The organism is Streptomyces marokkonensis, assembly GCF_008312835.1.
In the GTDB taxonomy this organism is placed as follows: Bacteria; Actinomycetota; Actinomycetes; order Streptomycetales; family Streptomycetaceae; genus Streptomyces; species Streptomyces marokkonensis_A.
Genome location: NZ_VSKS01000007.1, coordinates 253828 through 276255, shown reverse-complemented (window position 1 = coordinate 276255; position 22428 = coordinate 253828). Strand labels below are relative to the sequence as shown.

Sequence of the window (22428 nt, the reverse complement as noted above, 5' to 3'; positions counted from 1 at the left end):
CCGCCCGCTCGCTACGGGCACAGTTCCAGGGTGATGTGCGGGGACAGTGCGCGGAGGAAGCCGGGGGCGTCGAAGACCTCGCCCGCGGAGGCGACTCCGGTCGTCCGGGTCCGTCCCGTGAGGATGCGGTCGACCGCTTCCACCGCGAGCGGCGCGGTGACGGCGTAGATGTCCCGGCCCCTGGCCACGGCACGCCGTTCACTGGTGCCGGAACGCACGACGGCATCGACGAGGAAGGTCTGCCCGGACCGTCCGGACTCGTCGGCCGCAGCCGGTGCCGGCGTGTCCGGGGCCGCGATGTCCTGGGCCGCCTCGACCGCCATGTAGGTGCGCACGTCGGGGATGGACAGGTGACTGGGAACGGTCACGACGTCAGCCATCGAGAACTCCCCGATGACGGCCCGGGGGCCCATCGGGGCGGGGAAGGGCCACTCCAGCGTGGGCAGGTCCTCCCCGTGGTACTCCAGCCGTCCGTTCCGGTAGCGGACGCTCCGGCCGTTCCGCCGCTCCCGCGAGACCGCGCCGGCGGCACGCGTACCGGCGGTGGGATGCCAACCGCTCAGCCCGTAGGCGATGTGCGCCTCGTCGGCAGCCGTCCAGTCGCCCATGGCGGTGGTGATCAACAGGTCGCCGAGACCCCCGTAGAAGGCCATCGCGGGAACGATCAGCGCCGCCCCGGCGTCTCGTGGCCGGTCGGGGACGTACGCGAGGGTATCGGCGACAGCCTCGATCTCGGCCGCCACGTCCACATACGGGATCCCGGCCCGCTGGGCCGCCTCGATCACCGGGACGGCCGTCGTGGCGAAGGGCCCGGCGCAGTTGATCACGGCCGCCGCGCCGGCCAGCGCCCGGTCGAGCGAGGGCGGGTCGTCGACCGACGCGGGGTGGGCGTCCAGCCCGGTTCCGTACGACAGCGCCTTCAGCTTGCCGGCGTCGCGGCCGGAGAGCACCGGAGTGAACCCGCGCTCCTGCAGCTCCGTCACCACGAACCGTCCGGTGTGTCCGTACGCGCCGTACACAGCGACCCTGGGTGCCGTCGTCATGGGTGCTTCCTTCGTTCGAATGATCCGTTCAGCTCCGTCGCGACCATCCTGGCGGGCGCGGAAGGCTCGCACGAGTGTCCGGAACGACATGCCCCGTACACTTCCGGACGTGGACACGGTTGCGCTGGCCGTCACCGACGGGATGCTTCACTTCGAACTGGCTCTGGCCCAGGAGGTCTTCGGCTCCGCCCCGGACGGCGTGGCGGGTCCGTGGTACCGCCTCGTCGTCTGCGGGCCCGGCCCGGTGCGGGCCGGCCGGTTCCTGCTCGAGCCCGACCACGGACTCGACCGGCTCCCCCAGGCCGACACCGTGATCGTCCCGGGCTGGGCCGACATCGACGAGGCCCCGCCCGCCGACCTGGTCGACGCGGTGCGCGCCGCCCACGAGGCGGGTGCACGCGTGGTCTCCCTGTGCACGGGCGCCTTCGTACTGGCCTCCGCTGGCCTGCTCGACGGACTGCGCGCGACGACGCACTGGGCACACACCCGAGCGCTGGCCGACCGCCATCCGGAGGTGCAGGTGGACCCGGACGTCCTCTACGTGGACAACGGCAGCGTGCTGACCTCCGCAGGCAAGGCCGCCGCCATGGACCTGTGCCTGCACCTCATCCGACTCGACCGGGGCTCGGCGACCGCCAACAAGGTCGCCCGCCGCCTGGTCGTGCCACCGCACCGGGACGGCGGCCAGGCCCAGTTCATCCCGGCCCCGGTGCCCGCCCCCGGCCATCACCCCCTCGCCGAACTGCTCCCCTGGGTGCTCGAACGGCTCGACCAGCCGCTGACGGTGGAAGACCTGGCCCGCCGGGCGCGGATGAGCTCCCGCCACCTGGGCCGCCACTTCAGGACCACGACCGGTACCACCCCGCTGCAGTGGCTGCTCACCCAACGCATCCGGCGCGCCCAGGAGTTGCTGGAGACCACCGACGACAGCGTCGACGCCGTCGCGGCGGCCACGGGCATGGGCACCGCCACCACGCTGCGCCGGCACTTCAACCGCGTGGTCGGACTGCCCCCGCACACCTACCGCCGCACCTTCCGTACGCGGAACCAGCTCGACAACCTCCCCTGAACCGGCTTGAGAGGGCAGGCGGCCATGACGGCGTCGTAGGTGTGGTCGCGCGTGAGGAGCCCGACCCGCCTGCCCACGGACCGGGGTGCGGCCGGGCTAGCCTGGCCCGCATGGAGGCGTTCAACGGGGTGGAAGTCGTCGCGTTCCCGGACGCGGCGGCCTTCGAGGACTGGCTGGCCGGGTATCACACCCGTCGCGAGGGCGTGTGGGTCAAGGTTGCGAAGAAGGCGTCGGGGATCGCATCGGTCACGGACGACGAACTGGTCGACGTGGGACTGTGCTGGGGCTGGATCTCCGGGCAGCGCCGGGGCCTGGACGACCGGTATTACCTGCAGAAGTACGGGCCGCGGCGCCCCAGGAGCCTGTGGTCACGGGTGAATGTCGAGAAGGTCGCGGCGTTGGCAGCGGCGGGCCGGATGCGAGAGCCCGGCCTCGCCGAGGTCCGACGGGCCCAGGAGGACGGCCGTTGGGACCGCGCGTACGCGTCGCAGGCGACAGCTGTTGTCCCGGACGACCTTGCTGCGGCGCTGGCCGCGGATCCGGCGGCACGTGCGGCGTTCGACGCGCTCGACCGGACCGCCCGCTACCTCGTGATGCTCCCGCTGCTCCAGGCCGCTACGCCGGAGACTCGGCGGACGCGGCTGGAGCGGGCGGTACGGGACCTGGCGGAGGGGCGGCGGGCGGCCGACGGGTGATCGTCACAGAGGCACTGCCGAGACGGTCCTGGCCTGTCGGCTCCGCCTGAGAGGATGCCGCCCATGCTGCAAGCCTGTCTGAACGGTGCCAGAGGCCGTGCCGAATGCGCTCATCTCCCCGTGACACCGGAGGAGTTGGCAACGGCAGCCCGCGAGGCCGTCGCCGCCGGCGCCCAGGACATCCACCTTCACCCCAAGAACGGCGAGGGCGAGGACACCCTGGACCCCGCCGCCGTCGCCGCGGCCCTCACCGCGGTGCGGGCCGCCGTCCCGGGCATCCCTGTCGGTGTGACCACCGGCGCCTGGGCCACACCGGATCCCGAAACGCGCGCCGCCCAGGTCCGGTCTTGGACTGTGCTGCCGGATCACGCGTCCGTGAACTGGCACGAGGACGGCGCGGCCGAAGTCGCCACCGCCCTGCTGGAGCGGCGTATCGGCATCGAAGCAGGCATCTACTCCGGGACTCCCGCAGCACGGCGTTTCCTCAACTGGCCGGAGTCCCACCGCGTCCTGCGGATCCTGGCCGAGATCACCGACACCGATCCGCGGACCGCGGTGCCATCCGCGGCCGGTCTGCTGGACGGGCTCCGTCCGGCCACGACCTCGCCCGTCCTTCTGCACGGCGAAGACGAAGCCGCCTGGCCCGTCCTTCGCCTGGCCGCCGCCCGTCGGCTGGACGCACGGATCGGCCTGGAAGACGTGCTCCGGCTGCCCGACGGTACGCCGGCCGAGAGGAACGCCGACCTCATCCTCGCGGCGCGAGAGATCATTCAACAAGCCGGACAGCGTGGCGGCCCGGGCGTGATGACGACCTTCGACCGATAGGGGGCCACTCGCTTCGCGCAGCGGCCGGCCAGGACGCGGAACCGTGCGGGCAACCCGCCGACGAGGCGCTTCGGCCGGGACCTGGCGCCTGACGGAAACGGACGGCCGATCGATGAGTTCCGGGTCGCGCGGAAGTCACCTCATGCAGGACCGCCGGCCGACTGACGCGCTCGTACCCTAAGGAGACGCATGTCAAAGCTCATCTACTCGATGATCACCTCGCTCGACGGCTACGCCGAGGCGGCGGAGGGCGACCTGGGCACCGGGGCCCAGGACCAGGAGGTGCATACCTTCATCAACGACCTCTTCCGCCCAGTCGGCACGTACCTCTACGGCCGACGGATGTACGAGACGATGGTCTACTGGGAGACCGCGCACAGCGAGCCCGACCAGCCGCCGCACATTCTCCAGTTCGCCCGCGACTGGCAGGCCGCGGAGAAGATCGTGTACTCCACGACGCTCGAGTCGGTGTCCAGCGCCAGGACCAGGATCGAGCGGACCTTCGACCCGGACGCGGTGCGCAAGCTCAAGGCCGAGACCGACCACGACCTCACCGTCGACGGCCCGAACCTGGCGGCCCAGGCCGTCGCGGCGGGCCTGGTGGACGAGTACCACCTGTTCATCACCACGAGCGTGGTCGGCGGCGGCAAGCGGTTCTTCCCCGACGGCGTGCGCCTCGATCTCGAGCTGGTCGAGGAACGTGCCTTCGACAGTGGACTGATCTACGCGCGCTACCGCACGCGCTGAGCCGCCCCGGTGCTCTCATCTCACGAGCAGACCCACCGCGACGCACAGCATGGGCCAATACACCTTACGGCCCCACCGGTTGCCCGGCCGGGTCCACGGTGGCGGAACTCGGGAATCAGAACGGTGCGGCACGTGCGCCTCCCTGCCTCTGCGGAGTGACCCGGACCCCGCTGGAGACGGCTGTTCAGCCGCCACAGCAGCTGAGGACGTGCCAGGGCGTGGGCCCGGCGGGGGCGGCTCTTCCGGCGGGAGCATGCCGACCGCCGGAGGAGCCTCGGGGACCGGGCGTCGGACGGACTCAGCAGCCGCCGCAGTTGTAGTACAGGACGTCCCAGTGGTTGCCCTCGTCGGCGTAGATGTTGCCGGAGCCGGAGCGCCACTGCGGGGCACCGTCGCCGCGCACGCCGATGTAGGTGAAGTTGTTCTTGATGTAGTTACCGACGCAGGTGTACTTGCTGAAGTCGAGCTTGTAGCCGTTCCAGTGCGAGTACGTGCCGGAGGCGTGTCCGGTCTCGGTACCGCCGGTGATGTTCAGGGCGCAGCCGCTGGCCCGCTTGAGGGTCTGGGCGCCCTGGGCGGTGGCCAGGTTGAGCTGCTCGAAGGACGTACAGGTGGAGTTGTTGCGGTTGGAGCAGTTGCCGGACGACGACCAGGTGATGCCGACGTCGCGGAACATCGAGGTCGCGGTGGCGTGACTGATCTTGGTGACGGCGGCGGCCTCGCCGGCGGTGCCGATGACGGCGACGCCGGGGGCGATGACGAGGGCCAGAGCGGTCAGGACCGAACGGAGCTTCGGGACCTTGATGACCTTCATGTGGGGACCTTCCTGCGGTGGGCCAGGCTTCTCGGGGGGGGACGGCTGTGCAGGCGGTGCAGACAGATGATGCCCGTGGTCTACGCGCGTCCGCCAGAGGACAAAAGGGAATGTCGCCGTCGCCTGCGCCTGAGTTGCCGACCGAGCACGGAAGGCGGTCCCCGAAGACCGGGCACAGGGATCAGCGTCACGCGAGGAACTCGTCCGGCCGGCGGACGCCGTGACGGCGGGGCGGGACATCTCGCCTCGACAGTGCCCGCGGGCCGCATGCCGCTCGGGTGACCGCCCCGCGGGGCCCGCAGCCTCGAAGGGCCGCGGGCCCCGCGACAGGCCCATCCGACGGGGCGTCAGCCCGCCCAGACCTCGGCCTCGTCGGCCGGAACGGTGGTGGCCAGCCCCAGTTCCTTCCGGGCGGCGACCGACTTGTTCGGGTCGATGTCGGTGAACGCCGGCTCGTAGGCGAGGTAGAACGCGTCGGCGTCGGCGGCGTTCGCGGCCTTCTCCCAGTTCCCGGCCGCCTTCGTCAGCGTCGCGCGGAGCTTGCCGACCTCGGCGCCCTCGATGCCGTCCAGACCCTCGACATGGGTGCCGAGGGCGGCAGCGACGGCCTTGGCCTGCGCCTTGTAGCCCGGCAGGTCGGCCTCGACGGTGTCCTTCTCGGGCTGGTTCTCCCACAGGGCCGCGTAGACCGCGTTCGACCCCTTGAGGTACGTGGTCTGCTCGGGCTTGAGGGATTTCACCGTGTCCAGCGAGCCGCTGAGCGTGCCCTTCTCCGCGGTGTAGGTGCAGCTCACCGCGCGGTCACCCGTCGCCCAGCTCTCCTTGGTCGGGGTGTAGTAGAAGAGGGCGGCACCCTTGGGGAGCGCCCAGGTGTCCGGGGCGTACTTCTGCGCCTCGACCGGGCAGCGCTTGTCCGCGATCGTCGAGACCCCGTCGTCACCGGGGTACTCCTTGCCCTCGTCGATGGCGAACTCGCCCACGACCTGGCCTTCGTGAGCCTCGTCGCAGGGCACGATCTCGACGAGGTAGGCCGTTCCCTCGGCCTTGCCGTTCGGGTTGTAGCAGTCGCCGACGTCGAGGGAGAACACCGAGCGCTGGCGGGCCGCCTTCTTCGCGCCGTCCTTGGCGCTGTCGACGGCGTCGGTGACGTCCGAGCAGCCCACCGCGCCGATCGCGATCAGGGCGGCTACCGCAGATATGCCGCGAAGAGAACGATAGGGGGCGCGGTGTGCCATGACGCGGACATCCTTTTATGTGATCTTTACGAGGGTCGCGCGCATCGTATGCCATCCCCGCGGACCGGTTGCGCGGAGGCCCCCATCCTCGTCGCAGCCTCTCTGACTCGCGGCGGGCCGCGAGGGTTGTATCCGGGCCGCTCACGGATGAGAGTCCGGAGGACCGCGAGGGCGGCCGCTGCGAGCAGGACCTTGGCGGCGCGGGTCAAGACCGTAAAAGCACGATGCCTCGACGGGCATCGGTCGGGTACCGTGCGGGCCATGTCGAGTCCTGAGTCGGACACGGTGGGGGCTTTCGGTCACGCCGTCAGCCCCTGAACCACTGAGTTCGTAGCCCTGTCGTCGCGCCGCGTTCTGCGGCCGGGCGCGTGTGCCCTCGGGGCTGGCCGCGGTGACGAGATGACCTTCTCGCGCTTCTCCTCACCTCGGAGCCACTCGATGCCTCTCTCGCTGTATCTGCTTGCCATGGCGGTCTTCGCCATGGGTACCTCGGAGTTCATGCTCGCCGGCCTTCTGCCGGACCTGGCCGCGGATCTCGACGTCGCGGTCGGGACAGCAGGCACCCTCACCTCGGCCTTCGCGGTGGGCATGGTCGTGGGCGCTCCCCTCGTGGCCGCGCTCGCCCGCAACTGGCCCAGGCGGTCCAGCCTTGCCGGGTTCATCCTCGCTTTCGCGGCAGCTCACGGCGTGGGTGCCGTCACCAGCAGCTTCCCGGTCCTGTTCGCCACCCGGGTCGTCGCCGCGCTCGCGTACGCAGGATTCCTCGCCGTCGCTCTCACCGCCGCCGCCACGTTGGTCCCAGCCAGCAGAAAGGGACGTGCGCTGGCCGTACTGCTGTCGGGCACGACAGTGGCCACGATCGCCGGTGTCCCTGGCGGGTCGGCACTCGGCGCGGTGCTCGGCTGGCGGGCCGCCTTCTGGGCCGTCGCCGCTCTCTGCCTGCCTGCGGCTCTCTGCGTTGTGAAGGCAGTCCCGGCGGGACGGGCGATGGAGGAGGCGCCTGGCGGGCCCGGCTTGCGGGCGGAGCTCGCCCAACTCGCCAGGCGGCCCCTGCTTCTGGTGATGCTGCTCGGCGCGCTGGTGAACGCTGCCACGTTCGGCAGCTTCACCTTCCTCGCTCCCGTCGTGACCGACACCGCCGGGCTGGGCGAGTTGTGGATCTCTGTCGCTCTGGTGCTCTTCGGGGCCGGCTCCCTCGTCGGGATCACCGTCGCCGGCCGTCTGTCCGACCGGCGTCCCGGCCTGATCGTCGCAGTCGGCGGTCCGCTGCTGCTCATCGGCTGGCCGGCCCTGGCCGTGCTGGTTCACGAGCCGGTGATCTTGTTCGCCCTCGTGTTCATGCAGGGCGCCCTGTCGTTCGCACTGGGCAGCACCCTGATCACACGAGTCCTCTACGAGGCCGCGGAAGCCCCCACCATGGCCGGGGCGTACGCGACCGCGGCACTCAACGTCGGCGCCGCCGTCGGCCCTCTCATCGCCGCCACCGCCCTCAGCACCCCGGCCGGGAACCTCGGGCCGCTGTGGGCGAGCGGCCTCATGGTCGCGATCGCACTCCTCATCGTGTTGCCCTTCCGCGCTGTGGTCACGGCGGGCCGGAGCGCCGAGGCGCTCCGGTGAGTCTGCGCCAACTTGGCGTCGCGGGCGGAATTGGCCGTTCTCGACAAGCCGGACGAGAGCGATGCCGAGGGCCGAGAGCGCCGTTTCCCTCCGAGGTCCGCCAATCAGAGCTGGTGCTGAGAATCCGCCTGTCGCACCGGCTCGAGGCGGCGCCAGGGCTCCGTCCGAGCGGTCGGTGGTGAAGCGCTCGCGGTCCGGCGGCCGGAGACGTACGCGTGATCGCCCGGGCGGTCCTTCAGGCTTCAGCGAGGAGAGGGTCGTAGGGCGTGCTGGTGCGGCGGGCGGACATGAAGGAGAGGAAGTCGCTCACGAAGGCGCTCCGGCCGTAGGTTCCGTCAGTGGTGGTGAGGTCGCGGTGGAAGGCGGTGCGGAAGAGCGCCTGGTGCTCCTCCGCGTCGATGGTTCCGCTGCCGTCCTTGTCGGTGACGTCGAAGAGCACGTCGGCGACACGGATGAGCGCCGGCCCGGCGAGGGAGGGGGCAGCGGCGGCGTACTCGTCGGCGCTGACGCGGCCGTCGCCGTCGGTGTCGAGGGCGGTTTGGAGTTCACGCCACCATGCGGCGAAGGCGTCGTAGAGCCGGGTCTCCTCGGGTTCGTCGAGGTCGAGGCGGGTCGAGAGCTCGCGGGCCATGGCGGCGAGGTCGGGCCAGTCGAGGTGGCCGTCGCCGGTCTGGTCCAGCACCTGGTGGAAGAACTCCCCCGCTGAGCGCCGTCCCTCTCCCGGGTCTGCCGCGGAGGCCGGGGCCGGATGGGGAACGCCGCCCAGCGGGCCGATGAGGCGGAGCAGGGCCGATGCCCGCTTCATGCGGCCGCGCAGGGCGGCCACGGTCCGGGAGCGGGGATCGTCGCTCGCGGGTGAGAGCGAGAGGACTTCGATGACGCTTTCGGCGTTGAGCCAGCCCTCGGGCAGGAAGCGGGCCAGTCCGGCGGCGAGGTAGGCGCCCCGCATGAGGGTCTGGGCGCCGGGCATCTCCGGCAGGCCCGCCCGGCGCCGGTACGGCTCGGGGAGCGACGCCACGGTGATCGCGCCGAGGACCGGTCCCGCGACCGCCCGGCCCGCCGCCCACAGCGTCGGCGCGCCGTCGAACAACGCAGGAGCGGGCAGGTGGTCGAAAAGCCGGTAGAGGATGACGCGGGCGGCCTCGGTGTTCTCCAACTCGTGTTCGACGACCCGGTCGAAGTACGGCCAGAAGTCGTGCAGGGTGGCGGGGAGTTCTTCGGCGTCACCGTCGAGGGCGGCCAGGAACGCGAGGTACTCGGCGTAGATCCGCTCCATCGTGTCCTGGTCGAGCGGCTGGCCGCTCAGCCGGCACATGGTGACGGCGCTCTCGAAGAGGGTGGCGACCACCCAGGCGCGAGTCGCGCGGTCCATCGCGTCGTAGGCCCGGCCCCGGGAGTCCGAGCCGCTCATGCGGGCGTGCAGCCGGTTGAGCCGGGCGGCTTCCCGCTCGCGTACCGCGGGGTCGGCGCCGAACATGCGCCGCATGCTGAGGAAGGTGTTGCGCAGGCGCCGCCAGGGGTGGGCGACGAAGGTGGAGTTGTCGATGAGGGCGGCGCCGATCTGCGGATGGGCAGCCTCCAGCACGGTCGCGCGGATCACGGCAAGCGCCCAGCGCGGGTCGTCGAAGAACGCGTGGAACTGCGAATCCGGCCCGAACACCGGCGTTCCGTCGGCCGGTCGCGTGGTGTCCCTGGGGTTCGCGCCGGTCGTTCCTGTCCTCATCGTGCGTCTCCGTTCGTCTGGTGCGGCAGGCCGCCGAAGCGGCGGTCGCGGTCCCGGTAGGTGTGCAGGCAGGCGAGGAAGTCGGGGGCCCGGAAGTCCGGCCAGAGCAGTTCGGGGAAGACCCACTCGGCGTAGGCGACCTTCCAGAGCATGAAGTTGGAGATGCGCTGCTCGCCGGAGGTCCGGATGACGAGGTCCACGTCCGGGGTGTCGGGCCACGGCAGGTGCTCGGCGAAGAGGCGCTCGGTCACCTCGTCCGCGGGCGTCCCGCTGCGGATCAGCGACCGGGCGGCCTCGACGATGTCCCGGCGCCCGCCGTGGTCGAACGCCACGGTCAGTGTCATGCCCCGGTTGTCGCCGGTCAGTGTCGTCAGGTCCTCGAAGTCCCGCGCCAGGTCCCGGGGAATGCGCGGATCCGCGACCCCGAGGAAGCGGCAGCGGATGCCGCGGGCGAGCAGCAGTGGCGCGTGCTTCCGCACCACCCGGCGGACCAGCCGCATCAGGTGGTCGACCTCGGCACCCGGCCTGTTCCAGTTCTCGGTGGAGAAGGCGTACAGGCTGAGCCACCCGACGCCGGCGGACCGAGCGGCCTCGATGATGTCGATGACCGTGGCCTCCGCGGCGTTGTGGCCCGCCGTCCGCGGCAGCGAACGCCGCTCCGCCCACCGCCCGTTGCCGTCCATCACACACGCCACGTGACGGGGCACCGCACGCGCCGCCCCGTCACCCGGCCGCTGTCCGCCCGGCCCGTCGCTCCGCCGTTCCCGGCCGGGCCGGTCCGCGGTCACCGCGCGTCCGTCCCGGACGCCGTGGTCCGTCATGCCCGGCCCCGCCCCTCCCGGAACGGCACGGCCGGTCGTGCCACGATCGGTCACGCCCACCCCGCCTCACCCGCGCCCCCACCGGCGCACTCGCCTGTCCGGATCCTCCCAGCGCGGAGTGGCTCCGACGGGCCGATCCGGGGCAACCTCACCCTTGGCGCATACGTCCGAGCCCTCCCTCTGCGGCCGTGACGCGGGTCACACCCGGCTTCTGTCAGCAATCGGGGCGCCATCTCGTTCAAGGCGCACGCGAACGAGACAGGAGCAACGTCATGAAGCACCGCATCGTCGTACTCGGCGCCGGATACGCCGGGGCCTTCGCCGCCGGAAATCTGGCCCGACGGCTCTCCCCCGCCGACACCGAGATCACCGTCGTCAACGCCGTGCCCGACTTCGTCGAGCGCATGCGGCTCCACCAGCTCGCGGCCGGTCAGGACCTCACGTTCCGCAAGCTCGCCGACGTCTTCGCGGGCACCGGGGTACGGCTGCGTCTGGCGCGCGTGACCGGAGTCGACCCCCGACGCAGGACCGTCGCCGTGACCGGTGAGGCGGGCGACGGCGAGCTGGCGTACGACACCCTTCTCTACGCGCTCGGCAGCTCCGTAGCCGACCACGGCGTCCCCGGCGTGGCCGAGTACGCCTACGACGTGACCGGCTGGTCCTCGGCGCTGCGTCTGCGTGAGCGCCTGTCGGATCTGGCCGGGGGTGGCACCGTGCTGGTCGTCGGGGAGGGGCTGACCGGCATCGAGACCGCCACCGAGTTCGCAGAGTCCCGGCCCGACCTCTCGGTCGTGCTCGCGGCCCGCGACGAACCGGGGTCCTGGCTCTCCCCGAAGGCCCGGCACCACCTGCGCCGGGCCTTCGACCGGCTCGGCATCACCGTCCACGAGCACAGCGGCGTCGAAGCCGTCGAGCCGACGCGGGCGATCGCCGCCGACGGCAGGTCACTCCCGGCCGACGTGACCGTGTGGACGGCCGGGTTCGCCGTGCATCCCCTCGCGGCCGTCAGCGGACTGGAAGTCGTCGGGACCGGCCAGATCGTCGTCGACCGCACCATGCGCTCCGTCTCGCACCCGGACGTGTACGCCGCCGGTGACTGCGCCTACGCGATCGGCGACAACGGCCGTCCGCTGCCGATGTCCTGCGCCTCGGCCGGCTACACCAACATGCAGGCGACCGCGGCGATCATCGCGCGCCTGACGGGAGGCGAGGTGCCGACCACCGGGCTGAAGTACCACGGCAACCACATCAGCCTCGGGCGGCGGGACGCGATCTTCCAGATGGTGGACGGGGACGCGCGGTCGACGTCCTGGTACCTGGGCGGGCGGACCGCCGCGCGGCTCAAGTCGGGCGTGCTCACCGGGGCCGGGTGGGGCATCGCCCATCCGACCTTCGGCATGCCCAGGCGCAGGCGCCGTCTGGCGGACGCGCCGGGCCGGGCCGGTGTGGGAGTGGCCGCCTAGGCTGTTTCGCGTGGACAGCGCAGCCATCGATCGGTTCGAGGCCAGCCGGGGCCGGCTGGCCTCGCTGGCGTACCGTCTGCTCGGCTCGGCCGCCGACGCCGAGGACGCGGTTCAGGACGCGTTTCTGCGCTGGCAGGCTGCGGACCGTGAACGGGTCGAGGTGCCGGAGGCGTGGCTGACCAAGGTCGTCACCCATCTCTGCCTCGACCGGCTCCGCTCGGCGCAGGTGCGCCACGAGCGGGCGAGCGGTGCGTGGCTGCCCGAGCCGCTTCTCCAGGGCGACCCGATGCTGGGCCCTGCCGACACCTTCGAGCAGCGCGAATCGGTGTCCCTGGCCGTACTGATCCTCCTGGAACGCCTGTCGCCGGTCGAGCGGGCCGTCTACGTCCTGCGTGAGGCCTTCTCGTACAGCCATGCCGAGATCGCCTCCATCCTCGACGTCACCGAGTCCGCGAGCCAGCAGCACCTCCACCGGGCGCGGGCCCGGGTCACCGCCGAGCGCCGCCGCGGCGGCGAGGCAGACGCCGCGTCCGCGCGCCGGGTCGTCGAGGAGTTCCTCGCCGCGGCCGCGTCGGGGCACACCGAACGGCTGGTGGCGCTGCTCACCGAGGACGTGACGGCGGTCTCGGACGGTGCCGGGCTGGGCAGGCGGCTGTTGCGGTACCGGACGCGCGAACGGGTCGCGACCTACGTACGGGCCGGCTTCAAGCCCACGCCGGCGAAGCGACGGCTGGCCGGGGGCTCGCCCGTGTTCCACATCGCGCCGGTCAACGGCCTCCCGACGGTCCTCGCCGTGATCGACGACCGGGTCGTGGGCGCCGTGGCGTTCGAGGTCAGCGACGGCAAGGTCGCGTCCCTGTGCGGCATCGCCGCCGCGGACCGGCTCACGCGGCTGAACCGGGCCTGGCGGCACCACGATCTCGACGCGCCGGTCATCGGCACCTGGTGACCGGCACCACCGGAGCTCGGTGACCTGACTCGGACCGAGGACGGCACCCCTCGGGGTTTCCCTGACCGCCTCCGGCCGCACCCGGCATCGGGGCCACACGCTCGAGCCTGGTCCAGGCCGCCCGGCCGCGCTCCCTGAGCAGCTCGATCGTTCGCCGGACGGGCGGCACTGCGTCGAACGGCGATCACGGCCGGGCAGGCCGCGCACCCGGCCCGACCGCGTGCGGGCCGACACGGCGCACGCCTTCCGGAAATCAACGAGTGGTGACGACCGACCACGTCACGACGGCGCCGCGTAACAGCGGACGGTCACCGTCTGGTGCGGACTCCACCGCTGCTCGACCGTGGCCATCAGCTCCCAGCCCAGCCGCTCATACAGGGCTGCCGCCGCGGTGTCGGATGCGACGACGTCGAGCACCGGATGCAGGCCACGACGCCGCGCTTCCTCCACCGCTTGGCCGATCAGCAGCGCACCGATCCGACGGCCCCTCGCCTGTGGGGCAACGAACAGCCTGCTGACCACGGCGGTCATACCCCGCGTCGCCGCGTTCCGCCCGCTCCACAACTTCGGGGCCAGATCGCCTTCGCCGGCTTGCGACAAGCTGACATGCCCAACGAGGCCGCCATCGAGTTCGGCGACCCAGGAGCCCAGCAGAGGACCGCGTGACAGCCACTCGCCGGGCTGATCCGGCCAGTTCACCGGATAGCCGTCGCGCGCATGGACCTCCGCGAGGACCCGCACGCACACCTCGACATCGCCATCAGCCCTCTGCCTGACCCAGCGGCTCGGCCTCTCCTCCGGCACCCCGGAGCTCTCGATGTTCACCCGGACACAGAAACACAGGCCACAGAGTCACAACCAGCCACTTTCGTCCCACATGATTGAGCTACGACGCCGGCCGGCGGGCCACGCGGTAGCGCATGTGGACGACTCCCGAGTCGAACGTGCGGCTCTCGACGAGTTCGAGATCCACCCGGCGTTCGTGCCGGGGGAAGTACGGAATGCCACCGCCCACCAGGACCGGGTACACCATGATCCGGTACTCGTCGATCAGGTCCGATGCGGCCGCCTCGGCGGCGAGGGTCGCGCCGCCGATCGCGATATCGCCCTCGCCGGGCTCGGCCTTCAGCCGCTCGATCTCCTCCGCCAGGTCACCGGAGGCCAGGCGGGCCTTGCCCCGCACCTCCGACAGCGTGGTGGAGAAGACGACTTTCGGGAGCGGCTTCCAGAGCGCGGTCCACTCGCGTTCCGCGTCGCCGAGCGAGGGGTCCTCGTCCGCGGTCTCCCAGTACAGCATCGTCTCGTACAGCCGTCGTCCCAGCAGGTGGACGCCGACCTCCCGGATGTCGTCGATCCAGAAGCGGAAGACGTCCGCGTCCGGCGCCGTCCAGTTGAAGCCACCGTCCGGCCCGACGATGTAGCCGTCGAGTGAGACGCCCATCGAATAGGTCACGCTGCGCATCAGAAGCCCTCCTCGGCAACAGGTTCGCCAGTATGACCGCCGGACGTCGCAGGACTCATCGCGGCTCGCTGGGCCTCCTGGTCGAGGGAGCGCCTTCGGCCCCGGCACGGCGCGGCGTATCCTGCCCCCGTGGGACTGCTGTTCGAGACGCGCCGGTCCGACTCGCCATGGGTCGACACCGTGTGGACATGCACAAGCGAGCAGGTCACGGCGATGACGTCCGTCGCGGGGGTACGCCTGGGTCTGGTGTTCTGGGAGCAGGACGGCCGGGCACACGCGGGCGTCACCGGCCCCGAGACCCGGACCGTCACCGCCCCGGTTCCGCAGGGCGCGACGTTCACCGGCATCGAGTTCGCCGTGGGCACCTCGTTGCGGGCCGTGCCCACGCCGGAGCTGGTCGACGGCGGCATCGGACTCCCCGGCACCACGCGCCGGACGTTCCGGCTGGACGGCACGCGCTGGCGGACGCCCGGCCCCGACGACGCCGAGGCTCTCGTCGGTCGTCTCGTCCGGGCCGGGATCGTGGTCCGTGACCCGCTCGTCACCGACGTCCTGCGGGGGCACCGCCCGGCCGTCTCGGAGCGCACGATCGAGCGCCGGTTCCGCGCCGCGACCGGGCTGACGCGGGGCGCCGTGCGGCAGATCGAGCGGGCCCGCACGGCGGCGGAACTGCTGGCGGCCGGCGTCCCGGCCGCCGATGTCGTGGCCAAGCTCGACTACTTCGACGAACCGCACCTGGCCAGGGCACTGCGCTGCTACGTCGGACGCACCGCCGGGCAGCTGCGCGAGGGCGCCGGCGGTGCGATCGCCCTCGATGTGGATCAGCGCCTGACGTCGTAGACCAGCTTGAGGATCCCGTTCGAGTAGCTCTCGGACTCGCGCAGCGTCAGCATGTGCTTGTCCCGGTCGGCCCGGCCGAACAGGCTCTTCCCGGCTCCGAGCAGCACGGGGAAGACGAGCAGGTTGTACTGGTCGATCAGGCCCTCGTCGGACAGCCTGCGGGCCAGCTCCGCGCTCCCGTGGATGAAGATCGCGCCGCCTTCGCCCTCCTTGAGTGCGGCGACGTCCCCGGTCGAACGCAGGAGCGTCGTCGGCCCCCACCCGTCGACGAGGGCGTCGTCGGTCAGCGTGGACGACACCACGTACTTGGGCAGGTCCTTGTAGGCGGCGTGGTCCTCCGAGCCGGGCCAGACGGGCGCGAACGCCTCGTAACTGCGGCGGCCGAACATCAGCGCGGTCGTGTCGGCGAGCTCCTCGCCCTTCAGCGACCAGGCTTCTTCGACGAACTCGAGGTCCTTGAACACCCAGCCTCCGCTGCGGTGCTCCTCCCCCGGCCCGCCGCCGGGCGAGTCCACGACGCCGTCGAGCGACATGAAGCCGGTGTAGACCAGGTCACGCATGGTGCTGTCTCCTCTTACTCGGGTACGGGGTGCACGCTAGACCGGGACCGCGGCGGCCGTCTTGGACGGAAACGACATCGGGTCCGGGACGCGGGCGGAGCGCGCTGCCGGGCGGCGTCCCTGCGGTCCGGATTCTCCGCAGAGCTCCCGGGTAGGCGGACCCCGACAGCAATCGTGAGCCGGATCAAGGAGCAGAGTTGAGCGAGTCGGCGTCCATCGAGCTGCAGCAGGAGATCGCCCGGGAACTGGGTGTCACCGAGACCTTCGAGGCCACGCGGGAGACCGAGCGCCGGGTGGCCTTCCTCACCGAGCGGCTGACGTCGACCGGTCTGCGCTCCCTCGTGCTCGGCATCAGTGGTGGCGTCGACTCCACCGTCGCGGGCCGGTTGTGCCAGCTCGCCGTGGAGCGCGCGCGGACCGCCGGGCACGAGGCACGGTTCTACGCCATGCGCCTGCCCTACGGGGTCCAGGCCGACGAGCACGACGCCCAGCGCGCGCTGTCCTTCATCCGGGCGGACCACGTGCTGACGGTGGACATCAAGCCCGCCGCCGACGCCGCGCTCGAGGGCACGATCGCCGCGGGGGTGACGTTCCTCGACGCCCGCCACCAGGACTTCGTGCACGGCAACATCAAGGCACGCCAGCGCATGATCGCCCAGTACACGGTGGCCGGCGCGCACGAGGGACTCGTCGTCGGCACCGACCAGGCCGCCGAGGCGGTCACCGGCTTCTTCACCAAGTTCGGTGACGGCGCCGCCGATCTGGTCCCGCTGGCCGGTCTGACCAAGCGCCGGGTGCGGGCCCTCGGGGACGCGCTGGGCGCACCCGCCGAGCTGGTGTGGAAGGTCCCCACCGCCGACCTGGAGAGCCTCGACGCGGGCAAGGCCGACGAGGACGCGCTCGGAGTCAGCTACGACGTCATCGACGACTTCCTCGAAGGCAAGCCGGTCGACAGGCGGGCCTTTGACACCATCCTCCGCCACTACCGCCGCACCGACCACAAGCGCCGGCTGCCCGCAGCCCCCTGAAACCGGCCCGCCGACCGGCCCGCCCGATGGCACCTCGGACGTCGGTCGGCGTGACGGCAGTTGCCGGGACGCCGTCAGGGCGCGGCCCGGTTCTCGGAGCGGGCAGTGAGGCCGGGCATCGGGCACCTCGGTTCGGGCAGGGTGCGGAACAGCAGCCAGCTGAGTACCGGCATCAGGACGAGAGGCGTCAGAGCGGTCTGCAGGGACGTGGCGTCGGCGAGTCCGCCGATGGCGGGAGTGGCCAGGCCGCCGATGCTGACGGTAAGACCGAGGGTGATCCCGCCGGCGGTACCCACCCGGGAGGGCAGGTAGTCCTGGCCGAGCGTGACCTGCAGGGAGAACGGCACGTACAGGCCGACCGAGGTCAGCGCCACGAACAGGTAAATCGCCGGGCCCGGCACCCACACCACCCCCGCGACGGACGCTGCCGTGAGCAGGTACGACCACCGGGAGACCGTCACCCGGTCCCAGCGGCCCGCCAGGAAGCCGCCCAGCAGCGAGCCGACCGCTCCGCCGAGGTACAGCACGGACAGGGCCGCGGTGCCGGCGGCCGTACTGCCGCCCAGGCGCTGCCGGGCGTACAGCGAGATGAAGGTGCTCAGACCGACCAGGGTGATCGACCGGAACGCCACGGCCAGTGACAGCTTCACGAAGGAGGCGGTGTCGTCACCGCCCTTCGCAGGCGTCGTACCGGGTCCGTCGGCCCGCTTCCGCTGCAGCGCTCGCACCACGGGCAGGCACATCGCGGCGCCCGCGAGGGCCGGCAGCGCCAGCAGCGGTGTCCGGCGCAGGCCTCCGGTGGCGACCACGGACGTGACCAGGAGCGGGGCCAGAGCGAAGCCGATGTTGCCCCCGGTGGCGAACCAGCCCATGCCCCGGTGGCTGCCCCGGGTGGCGATGCGGGCGACGCGGGCGGACTCCGGATGGTAGGCGGCGACGCCGATGCCTGATATCGCGACGAACACGAGGGTGAGCGCGTAGGAGCCGCTCAGCCCGCTGAGTGCGATGCCGACGCCGCCGAGCAGGGTGCTGACCGGCAGCAGCCAGGGCACGGCACGGCGGTCGGTGAGCGCGCCGAACACCGGCTGCGCCACCGAGGACAGCAGCGAGGCGGCCAGTACGACGCCCGAGGCGACCGCGTAGGTGTAGGCGCGTTCGGCGACGAAGAACGGCACGAGGGCCGCCACGGCGCCTTGGTACACGTCGACGCAGGCGTGGCCCACGGACAGCAGAACGATCGGTGTGTTTCTCCGCATCCCGTCATGATCCGAGCCCGGAACCGTGACGCGCTTCCGATAAACTGTCACTCAATGATGGAAGTCCGCCACGATCCGACGGCTCCGACCCGCACCCGGTGGCTGGCGCCCGGCGCTGCGATCGACGCCCACCGGCATGACGACCACCAGATCGTCTATGCCGGCCGCGGAGTGCTGGCCGTCACGACCAGCGAGGGATCCTGGGTCGCCCCGGGCACGCGCGCCATCTGGGTACCTGCCGGGACCGTGCACGCACACCGGGCCTACGGCGAACTCGACCTGCACCTGGTGGGACTGCCCGTCACCGACAACCCGCTCGGCCTCCGCTCACCGGCCGTGCTGGCCGTCGGCCCGCTCCTGCGCGAGCTGATCATCCACTACACCCGCACCGAGGACGACGGCAGCCCCGAACGGGCCCGTCTGCGCGCGGTACTGCTCGACCAGCTGCGCGCGTCGCACCGGCAGCCGCTGCATCTGCCCACTCCCACCGCGCCCGTGCTGCGCTCCCTGTGCGGCATCCTGCAGGCCGACCCGGGCGACAGCCGCACGCTCGCCGAACTCGGCCGCGAGGTCGGGGCGAGCGACCGCACCCTCTCCCGGCTGTTCCGCAGCGACCTCGGCATGACCTTCCCGCAGTGGCGCACCCAACTGCGCCTGCACCACGCCCTGGTCCTCCTGGCCGGGGGCACGCCGGTGACCTCGGTGGCCCACCGGTGCGGCTGGTCCTCCGCCAGCACCTTCATCGACGTCTTCCGCCGTGCCTTCGGCCACACCCCGGGCTCCCACCCGACGGACTGACAGCACGTACGAGCCCGTGGCCGACCGCCGGCGGCGTCAGTGCTCGGCCGGTCTGCGACGTCTGCCGTGCCAGTCCAGTATCAGGACCGTGGCGTCGTCCCTGAGGTTGCCGTGGCAGGCGTCGAGCACTGCGGCGGTCAGGCTCCGGACGGCTTCGCGTGGATGCAGCGCGCGGGTTTCGTGGGCGAGCGCCGCCAGGTCCACGGACGCGGCGCCGCGTTCCTGCATTCCGTCGGTCAGCAGGATCAGGCGGTCCCCGGGCCGCAGTTGCAGTTCCTGCAGACGATAGGGGGTCGGTGCCACCACACCGAACGGCAGGTTGACGGCGAGTTCGACCTCTTCGACGGTGCCGTCGCGCAGTCGCAGCGGCCGGGGATGACCTGCGTTGACCAGTTCGCAGAGGCCCGTTTCGAGGTCGACGCAGAGCAGCTGACCGGTGGCCAGGCCGCGGCTGTGGCTCAGCAGGGCCTGGTGCGCGTGGTTGGCCTGCAGGAGGGCGTCACAGCCGCTGCGGCGTGCCCGTCGCAGTGCGCCGACGAGCAACGTGGCCAGCAGGGCCGAGTTCGTGTCGTGGCCCATGGCGTCGGTGACGGACAGGTGCAGGGTGTCGCGGTCGAGGGTGTAGTCGTAGGTGTCGCCACCGATGTCGTCGGCGGGGACCAGCCCGGCGGCGAGGGTGAACTGGGCCGCCTCGCAGCACGAGGCGGAAGGAAGCAGCTGGTGCTGGATCTCCGCGGCCAGGCTGGTCTCGGTGGTGCGCCGGCCCAGGTGGTAGAGGTCGGTGAAGCGGCGGTCCGTGACGATGATGTAGGCCAGCGCGTGGGCCGCGTCGCGGACCTGCCGGAGTACGGTGTCGTCGGCGGACTGCAGGGTCACCTCCAGGAGGCCGATGCAGTCGCCCCGGTTGGTGACGGGCGTGATGACGCGCCGTCCGTCCTGACTGTCCGGTTCCACGTGCTGGCGCTGGCTCCGCAGTACGCGGTCGTAGACGCTGCCCTGCAGGTCGATCGGTTCGTCGGAGGCCGCGACGTCGGAGCCGGTCGCGGCGAGCCGTACCAGCCGCTGACCGACGAGGTCGGCGAACAGAAAGGACACCCGCTCCGCACCGAACCGCTTCTGCAGATCGTGTGCGACGACCTCAACGGACTCACCGGGCGGCGCCGCCTCCGCGGCGGACAGCAATGCGCCCAGTTCCACGTCTCCACCTCTCACGACAACCTCCCGTCGGCTGCCGCATCTTTTTCCCCGAGTTTCGTCGACCTCACCCAAAGTGCCCTTTTTACCTGGTCAGGACAGGAGGGCGCGGTCCGCGGGCGACGGCGAAGTGTGACATGGACAGTGCGATGGAGCTGCGGCGTCAGCGATCCGTCGGGCGCTCTCGGGGATGGGCCGTCCCGGCCGCAGGACGACGCTCAGGACCGAGCCTCCGTGCCGGCTCACTTCCACGTTCCGGAGGGCGCGCCGCACGCGTTCATGACGTTTCCCGACAGGCTCGTGCATCGTTGACTGGTCGGAACCTCCGCACTCCCCCGCCCTCGAGGAGCCCCCGTGGCCGGTTCGAGCCCGCCGTCCGTCGACGTGGTGCTGCGCGTCACGGCGGTCCGCAAGAGCTTCGGGTCCCGGGAGGTCCTGCGCGGGGTGAGCTTCGAGGCGCGTGCGGGGCAGTTGGTGGGCATCGTCGGAGAGAACGGCGCCGGCAAGACCACCCTGCTGCGCATCCTCAGCGGCGACCTGCGCCCCGACGACGGACGCGTGGACCTGCTGGGTACCCGGGGCTACTGCCCGCAGCACCCGGTCCTGGACGAGGAACTGACCATGCGCCAGCACCTGCGTCTCTTCCAGGTCGCCTACCGTCTCCCGAGTCCCGGCCGCGCGCTCCGGCTGATCGACGGCCTCTCGGCGGCCCGCTATCTGGACACTCCGGTGAAAGTCCTCAGCGGTGGCACCCTGCAGAAGCTGAACCTGGTGCTGGCCCTGATGCACGACCCGGACGTCGTGCTGCTCGACGAGCCGTACCAGGGGTTCGACTGGGAGACCTACCTGCGGTTCTGGGACCTGGCCCAGGAACTGCGAAGCCGCGGCCGCACCGTCGTCGTCATCTCCCACCTCGCCCACGACGCCGAACGGCTGGACGTCCTGCACCATCTGCACGACGGCGTCCTCGGTCCCTCACCCACGGCGGACACCGCATGAGCGCCTACCTGGTCGCCACCCGGTACGCCCTGCTGGCCATGGCGAAGAACCGGCTGGCCGCCGTGCTCCTGATCGCCTTCATCCCGCTGTGGATCACCGTGGCGAAGACCCTCACCACGCCGAAGACGTTTCCCTTCCGCCTGCGCGCCACCGGAACCTGGCTGCGCGCCGGCGGAGACGAGATCACGATGATCAGCGGCTCCCTGAACGCCGTGTCCCTCCTCGTGGGATTCCTGATGTTCAGCGCCGCACGCCGCACCAGGTCCTTCGACCGTCGCCTGACTGCCGCCGGCTATCCCCGTACCGCCCTGATGGGTGCCAAGCTCACCATGCTCCTGGTCGCATCAGTGCTGGTCAGTGCCTACGCCACCGCCTGGATGCTGCTGTTCTGGACTCCCCTCCAGCCTTTCCTGCTGGGCCTGGCGGTCCTGGCGGTCTGCCTGGTCTACGGGGCCATGGGCATGTGCCTGGCCCTCTTCCTGCGCGGTGAGGTCGAAGGGCTGGTCACGATCATCATGACCAGCATCATCGACCTCGCACCGCAGAATCCCGTCGCCAGTACCACCGCCGACAAACCCCTGGTCGAGCTGCTTCCGAGCTACGGCTCGCTCCAGACCAGCCTCGCCGCGGGCTTCACCAGGGACGCCACCCTGAGCCCTCTGCTCAACAGCACGGCCTGGCTGACCGCCATGACGGTCACGGCACTCGGCGCCTTCGTCCTCCGTACCCGCACCCACCAGCCGCCGCGGACGCACCACGCCGGCTCCTGACCGTCCCGTCCGTGGTGGTTTCCGTGGTCGGCACGGAGGCGGTCCGTGGCGCCGGCGGGAGAGCCTGTGAGCACAGCAGGCACCGGGGCCGGCCAGGCGTACGGGCCCGGTCGGGACACGCGGTCACGGGAGGAATCATGGGCAGCACCAGGAGCGGCGCGTACGAGGGGTTCACGGCCGAGGAGCGGGCCGCGATGAAGGAACACGCCCAGGAGCGGAAGGCCGCGGCGCGGTTCGGCCGCGGACAGGTCCGCGCAGGCGGAGCGGGACGTACTCGCGAAGATCGCCGAGATGGAGGGCGCGGACCGGGTCATGGCCGAGCGGGTGCACGCCGTCGTCAAGGCCGCCTCGCCCGCCCTCGCGGCGAGGCTCTGGTACGGCATGGCGCGATCGGGCAGCGGTGGGGTGAGCCGTCAGTCGCACATGAAAATCGTTGTCGTATGCTGTGGCCCCCACCCGGTGCGGTCCGACGGGCGAGTGCGCCCGCACGCCGCACGACCGTCTCGACTCCAAGGAGCAC

General features: G+C 71.5%; 22 protein-coding genes and 1 pseudogene. 13 read left to right on the top strand and 10 right to left on the bottom strand.

Annotation, left to right across the window (positions count from 1 at the left end; all coding sequences use genetic code 11):
• Window positions 1–11 precede the first annotated feature (11 nt).
• Window positions 12–1043, bottom strand: coding sequence for a saccharopine dehydrogenase family protein (locus tag F1615_RS15190; RefSeq protein ID WP_149549496.1), 1032 nt, complete (start codon window positions 1041–1043; stop codon window positions 12–14).
• Between the two features lie 109 nt (window positions 1044–1152).
• On the opposite strand from F1615_RS15190, the gene F1615_RS15185 reads away from it, so the two are divergent.
• The 4 genes from F1615_RS15185 (at window position 1153) to F1615_RS15170 (ending at window position 4379) form a co-directional block, all read left to right on the top strand.
• Window positions 1153–2112 carry a helix-turn-helix domain-containing protein gene (locus F1615_RS15185; RefSeq protein ID WP_208818318.1) on the top strand — a complete coding sequence of 320 codons (960 nt, stop codon included), beginning with the start codon at window positions 1153–1155 and terminating at the stop codon, window positions 2110–2112.
• Between the two features lie 110 nt (window positions 2113–2222).
• Window positions 2223–2807 (top strand): YdeI/OmpD-associated family protein, encoded by a 585-nt coding sequence (locus tag F1615_RS15180; RefSeq protein ID WP_149549494.1) that lies wholly within the window; start codon window positions 2223–2225, stop codon window positions 2805–2807.
• Window positions 2808–2870: 63 nt separating this feature from the next.
• A complete protein-coding gene (locus tag F1615_RS15175; protein ID WP_149549493.1) occupies window positions 2871–3632 on the top strand; it encodes a 3-keto-5-aminohexanoate cleavage protein in 762 nt (253 codons plus the stop codon).
• Window positions 3633–3821: 189 nt separating this feature from the next.
• Entirely contained in the window at window positions 3822–4379 is a 558-nt protein-coding gene (locus tag F1615_RS15170) for a dihydrofolate reductase family protein (protein ID WP_149549492.1), read from the top strand.
• Between the two features lie 298 nt (window positions 4380–4677).
• Here the strand turns inward: F1615_RS15170 and F1615_RS15165 are convergent, their stop codons facing one another.
• Window positions 4678–5193: a hypothetical protein gene (locus F1615_RS15165; RefSeq protein WP_149549491.1), complete on the bottom strand. Its 516-nt coding sequence runs from the start codon at window positions 5191–5193 to the stop codon at window positions 4678–4680.
• 347 nt (window positions 5194–5540) lie between these two features.
• On the bottom strand, window positions 5541–6428 hold the full coding sequence (locus F1615_RS15160; RefSeq protein ID WP_149549490.1) for a septum formation family protein: 888 nt from the start codon (window positions 6426–6428) through the stop codon (window positions 5541–5543).
• Window positions 6429–6866: 438 nt separating this feature from the next.
• On the opposite strand from F1615_RS15160, the gene F1615_RS15155 reads away from it, so the two are divergent.
• On the top strand, window positions 6867–8045 hold the full coding sequence (locus F1615_RS15155) for a Cmx/CmrA family chloramphenicol efflux MFS transporter (RefSeq protein ID WP_149549489.1): 1179 nt from the start codon (window positions 6867–6869) through the stop codon (window positions 8043–8045).
• 235 nt (window positions 8046–8280) lie between these two features.
• Here F1615_RS15155 and F1615_RS15150 read toward each other — a convergent pair whose 3' ends face one another.
• Window positions 8281–9768: an oxygenase MpaB family protein gene (locus tag F1615_RS15150; RefSeq protein WP_149549488.1), complete on the bottom strand. Its 1488-nt coding sequence runs from the start codon at window positions 9766–9768 to the stop codon at window positions 8281–8283.
• Complete coding sequence (uppS, locus tag F1615_RS15145; protein WP_244328755.1) at window positions 9765–10451, bottom strand: polyprenyl diphosphate synthase; 687 nt, start codon at window positions 10449–10451, stop codon at window positions 9765–9767. The genes F1615_RS15150 and uppS overlap by 4 nt, the downstream gene beginning before the upstream one ends.
• 410 nt (window positions 10452–10861) lie before the next feature.
• Here uppS and F1615_RS15140 point away from each other — a divergent pair, with 410 nt between their 5' ends.
• Window positions 10862–12052 carry an NAD(P)/FAD-dependent oxidoreductase gene (locus F1615_RS15140; RefSeq protein WP_149549486.1) on the top strand — a complete coding sequence of 397 codons (1191 nt, stop codon included), beginning with the start codon at window positions 10862–10864 and terminating at the stop codon, window positions 12050–12052.
• Window positions 12053–12062: 10 nt separating this feature from the next.
• Entirely contained in the window at window positions 12063–13001 is a 939-nt protein-coding gene (locus F1615_RS15135; RefSeq protein ID WP_149549485.1) for a sigma-70 family RNA polymerase sigma factor, read from the top strand.
• A gap of 279 nt (window positions 13002–13280) precedes the next feature.
• On the opposite strand, the gene F1615_RS15125 is transcribed toward F1615_RS15135, so the two are convergent.
• Together F1615_RS15125 and F1615_RS15120 are read right to left on the bottom strand one after the other, a co-directional pair.
• Window positions 13281–13742 (bottom strand): GNAT family N-acetyltransferase, encoded by a 462-nt coding sequence (locus F1615_RS15125; RefSeq protein WP_149549573.1) that lies wholly within the window; start codon window positions 13740–13742, stop codon window positions 13281–13283.
• A 145-nt stretch (window positions 13743–13887) separates the two neighbouring features.
• Entirely contained in the window at window positions 13888–14463 is a 576-nt protein-coding gene (locus F1615_RS15120) for a dihydrofolate reductase family protein (protein WP_149549484.1), read from the bottom strand.
• A 129-nt stretch (window positions 14464–14592) separates the two neighbouring features.
• Here F1615_RS15120 and F1615_RS15115 point away from each other — a divergent pair, with 129 nt between their 5' ends.
• Entirely contained in the window at window positions 14593–15303 is a 711-nt protein-coding gene (locus tag F1615_RS15115; protein ID WP_149549483.1) for a helix-turn-helix domain-containing protein, read from the top strand.
• On the opposite strand, the gene F1615_RS15110 is transcribed toward F1615_RS15115, so the two are convergent.
• Entirely contained in the window at window positions 15285–15863 is a 579-nt protein-coding gene (locus tag F1615_RS15110) for a dihydrofolate reductase family protein (protein ID WP_149549482.1), read from the bottom strand. The two genes, F1615_RS15115 and F1615_RS15110, sit on opposite strands and share 19 nt — an antisense overlap.
• Window positions 15864–16060: 197 nt before the next feature.
• Here F1615_RS15110 and nadE point away from each other — a divergent pair, with 197 nt between their 5' ends.
• Window positions 16061–16891, top strand: a complete 831-nt coding sequence (nadE, locus tag F1615_RS15105) for an ammonia-dependent NAD(+) synthetase (protein ID WP_149549481.1) — start codon at window positions 16061–16063, stop codon at window positions 16889–16891.
• Window positions 16892–16965: 74 nt separating this feature from the next.
• Here nadE and F1615_RS15100 read toward each other — a convergent pair whose 3' ends face one another.
• Entirely contained in the window at window positions 16966–18147 is a 1182-nt protein-coding gene (locus tag F1615_RS15100) for an MFS transporter (RefSeq protein WP_149549480.1), read from the bottom strand.
• A 54-nt stretch (window positions 18148–18201) separates the two neighbouring features.
• Between F1615_RS15100 and F1615_RS15095 the strand changes: the two genes are divergently transcribed.
• Complete coding sequence (locus F1615_RS15095) at window positions 18202–18945, top strand: helix-turn-helix transcriptional regulator (RefSeq protein WP_244328742.1); 744 nt, start codon at window positions 18202–18204, stop codon at window positions 18943–18945.
• Window positions 18946–18981: 36 nt separating this feature from the next.
• Here the strand turns inward: F1615_RS15095 and F1615_RS15090 are convergent, their stop codons facing one another.
• Complete coding sequence (locus F1615_RS15090) at window positions 18982–20157, bottom strand: PP2C family protein-serine/threonine phosphatase (protein ID WP_149549478.1); 1176 nt, start codon at window positions 20155–20157, stop codon at window positions 18982–18984.
• A gap of 366 nt (window positions 20158–20523) precedes the next feature.
• Between F1615_RS15090 and F1615_RS15085 the strand changes: the two genes are divergently transcribed.
• The 3 genes and pseudogenes from F1615_RS15085 to F1615_RS36305 all read left to right on the top strand — a co-directional run.
• Window positions 20524–21138: an ABC transporter ATP-binding protein gene (locus F1615_RS15085; RefSeq protein WP_149549572.1), complete on the top strand. Its 615-nt coding sequence runs from the start codon at window positions 20524–20526 to the stop codon at window positions 21136–21138.
• Window positions 21135–21908, top strand: a complete 774-nt coding sequence (locus F1615_RS15080) for a hypothetical protein (protein ID WP_149549477.1) — start codon at window positions 21135–21137, stop codon at window positions 21906–21908. The genes F1615_RS15085 and F1615_RS15080 overlap by 4 nt, the downstream gene beginning before the upstream one ends.
• A gap of 137 nt (window positions 21909–22045) precedes the next feature.
• Window positions 22046–22304 (top strand): annotated as a pseudogene (locus F1615_RS36305) (hypothetical protein); the annotation flags it as partial.
• Window positions 22305–22428: the final 124 nt, after the last annotated feature.

Coding starts and splice junctions, on each gene's coding strand:
- F1615_RS15155 (WP_149549489.1), top strand. CDS start 6,867: ATGCCTCTCTCGCTGTATCTGCTTGCCATGGCGGTCTTCGCCATGGGT.
- F1615_RS15140 (WP_149549486.1), top strand. CDS start 10,862: ATGAAGCACCGCATCGTCGTACTCGGCGCCGGATACGCCGGGGCCTTC.
- F1615_RS15080 (WP_149549477.1), top strand. CDS start 21,135: ATGAGCGCCTACCTGGTCGCCACCCGGTACGCCCTGCTGGCCATGGCG.
- F1615_RS15120 (WP_149549484.1), bottom strand. CDS start 14,463: ATGCGCAGCGTGACCTATTCGATGGGCGTCTCACTCGACGGCTACATC.
- uppS (WP_244328755.1), bottom strand. CDS start 10,451: ATGGACGGCAACGGGCGGTGGGCGGAGCGGCGTTCGCTGCCGCGGACG.
- F1615_RS15175 (WP_149549493.1), top strand. CDS start 2,871: ATGCTGCAAGCCTGTCTGAACGGTGCCAGAGGCCGTGCCGAATGCGCT.
- F1615_RS15160 (WP_149549490.1), bottom strand. CDS start 6,428: ATGGCACACCGCGCCCCCTATCGTTCTCTTCGCGGCATATCTGCGGTA.
- F1615_RS15110 (WP_149549482.1), bottom strand. CDS start 15,863: ATGCGTGACCTGGTCTACACCGGCTTCATGTCGCTCGACGGCGTCGTG.
- F1615_RS15180 (WP_149549494.1), top strand. CDS start 2,223: ATGGAGGCGTTCAACGGGGTGGAAGTCGTCGCGTTCCCGGACGCGGCG.
- F1615_RS15170 (WP_149549492.1), top strand. CDS start 3,822: ATGTCAAAGCTCATCTACTCGATGATCACCTCGCTCGACGGCTACGCC.
- F1615_RS15150 (WP_149549488.1), bottom strand. CDS start 9,768: ATGAGGACAGGAACGACCGGCGCGAACCCCAGGGACACCACGCGACCG.
- F1615_RS15190 (WP_149549496.1), bottom strand. CDS start 1,043: ATGACGACGGCACCCAGGGTCGCTGTGTACGGCGCGTACGGACACACC.
- F1615_RS15100 (WP_149549480.1), bottom strand. CDS start 18,147: ATGCGGAGAAACACACCGATCGTTCTGCTGTCCGTGGGCCACGCCTGC.
- F1615_RS15165 (WP_149549491.1), bottom strand. CDS start 5,193: ATGAAGGTCATCAAGGTCCCGAAGCTCCGTTCGGTCCTGACCGCTCTG.
- F1615_RS15095 (WP_244328742.1), top strand. CDS start 18,202: ATGATGGAAGTCCGCCACGATCCGACGGCTCCGACCCGCACCCGGTGG.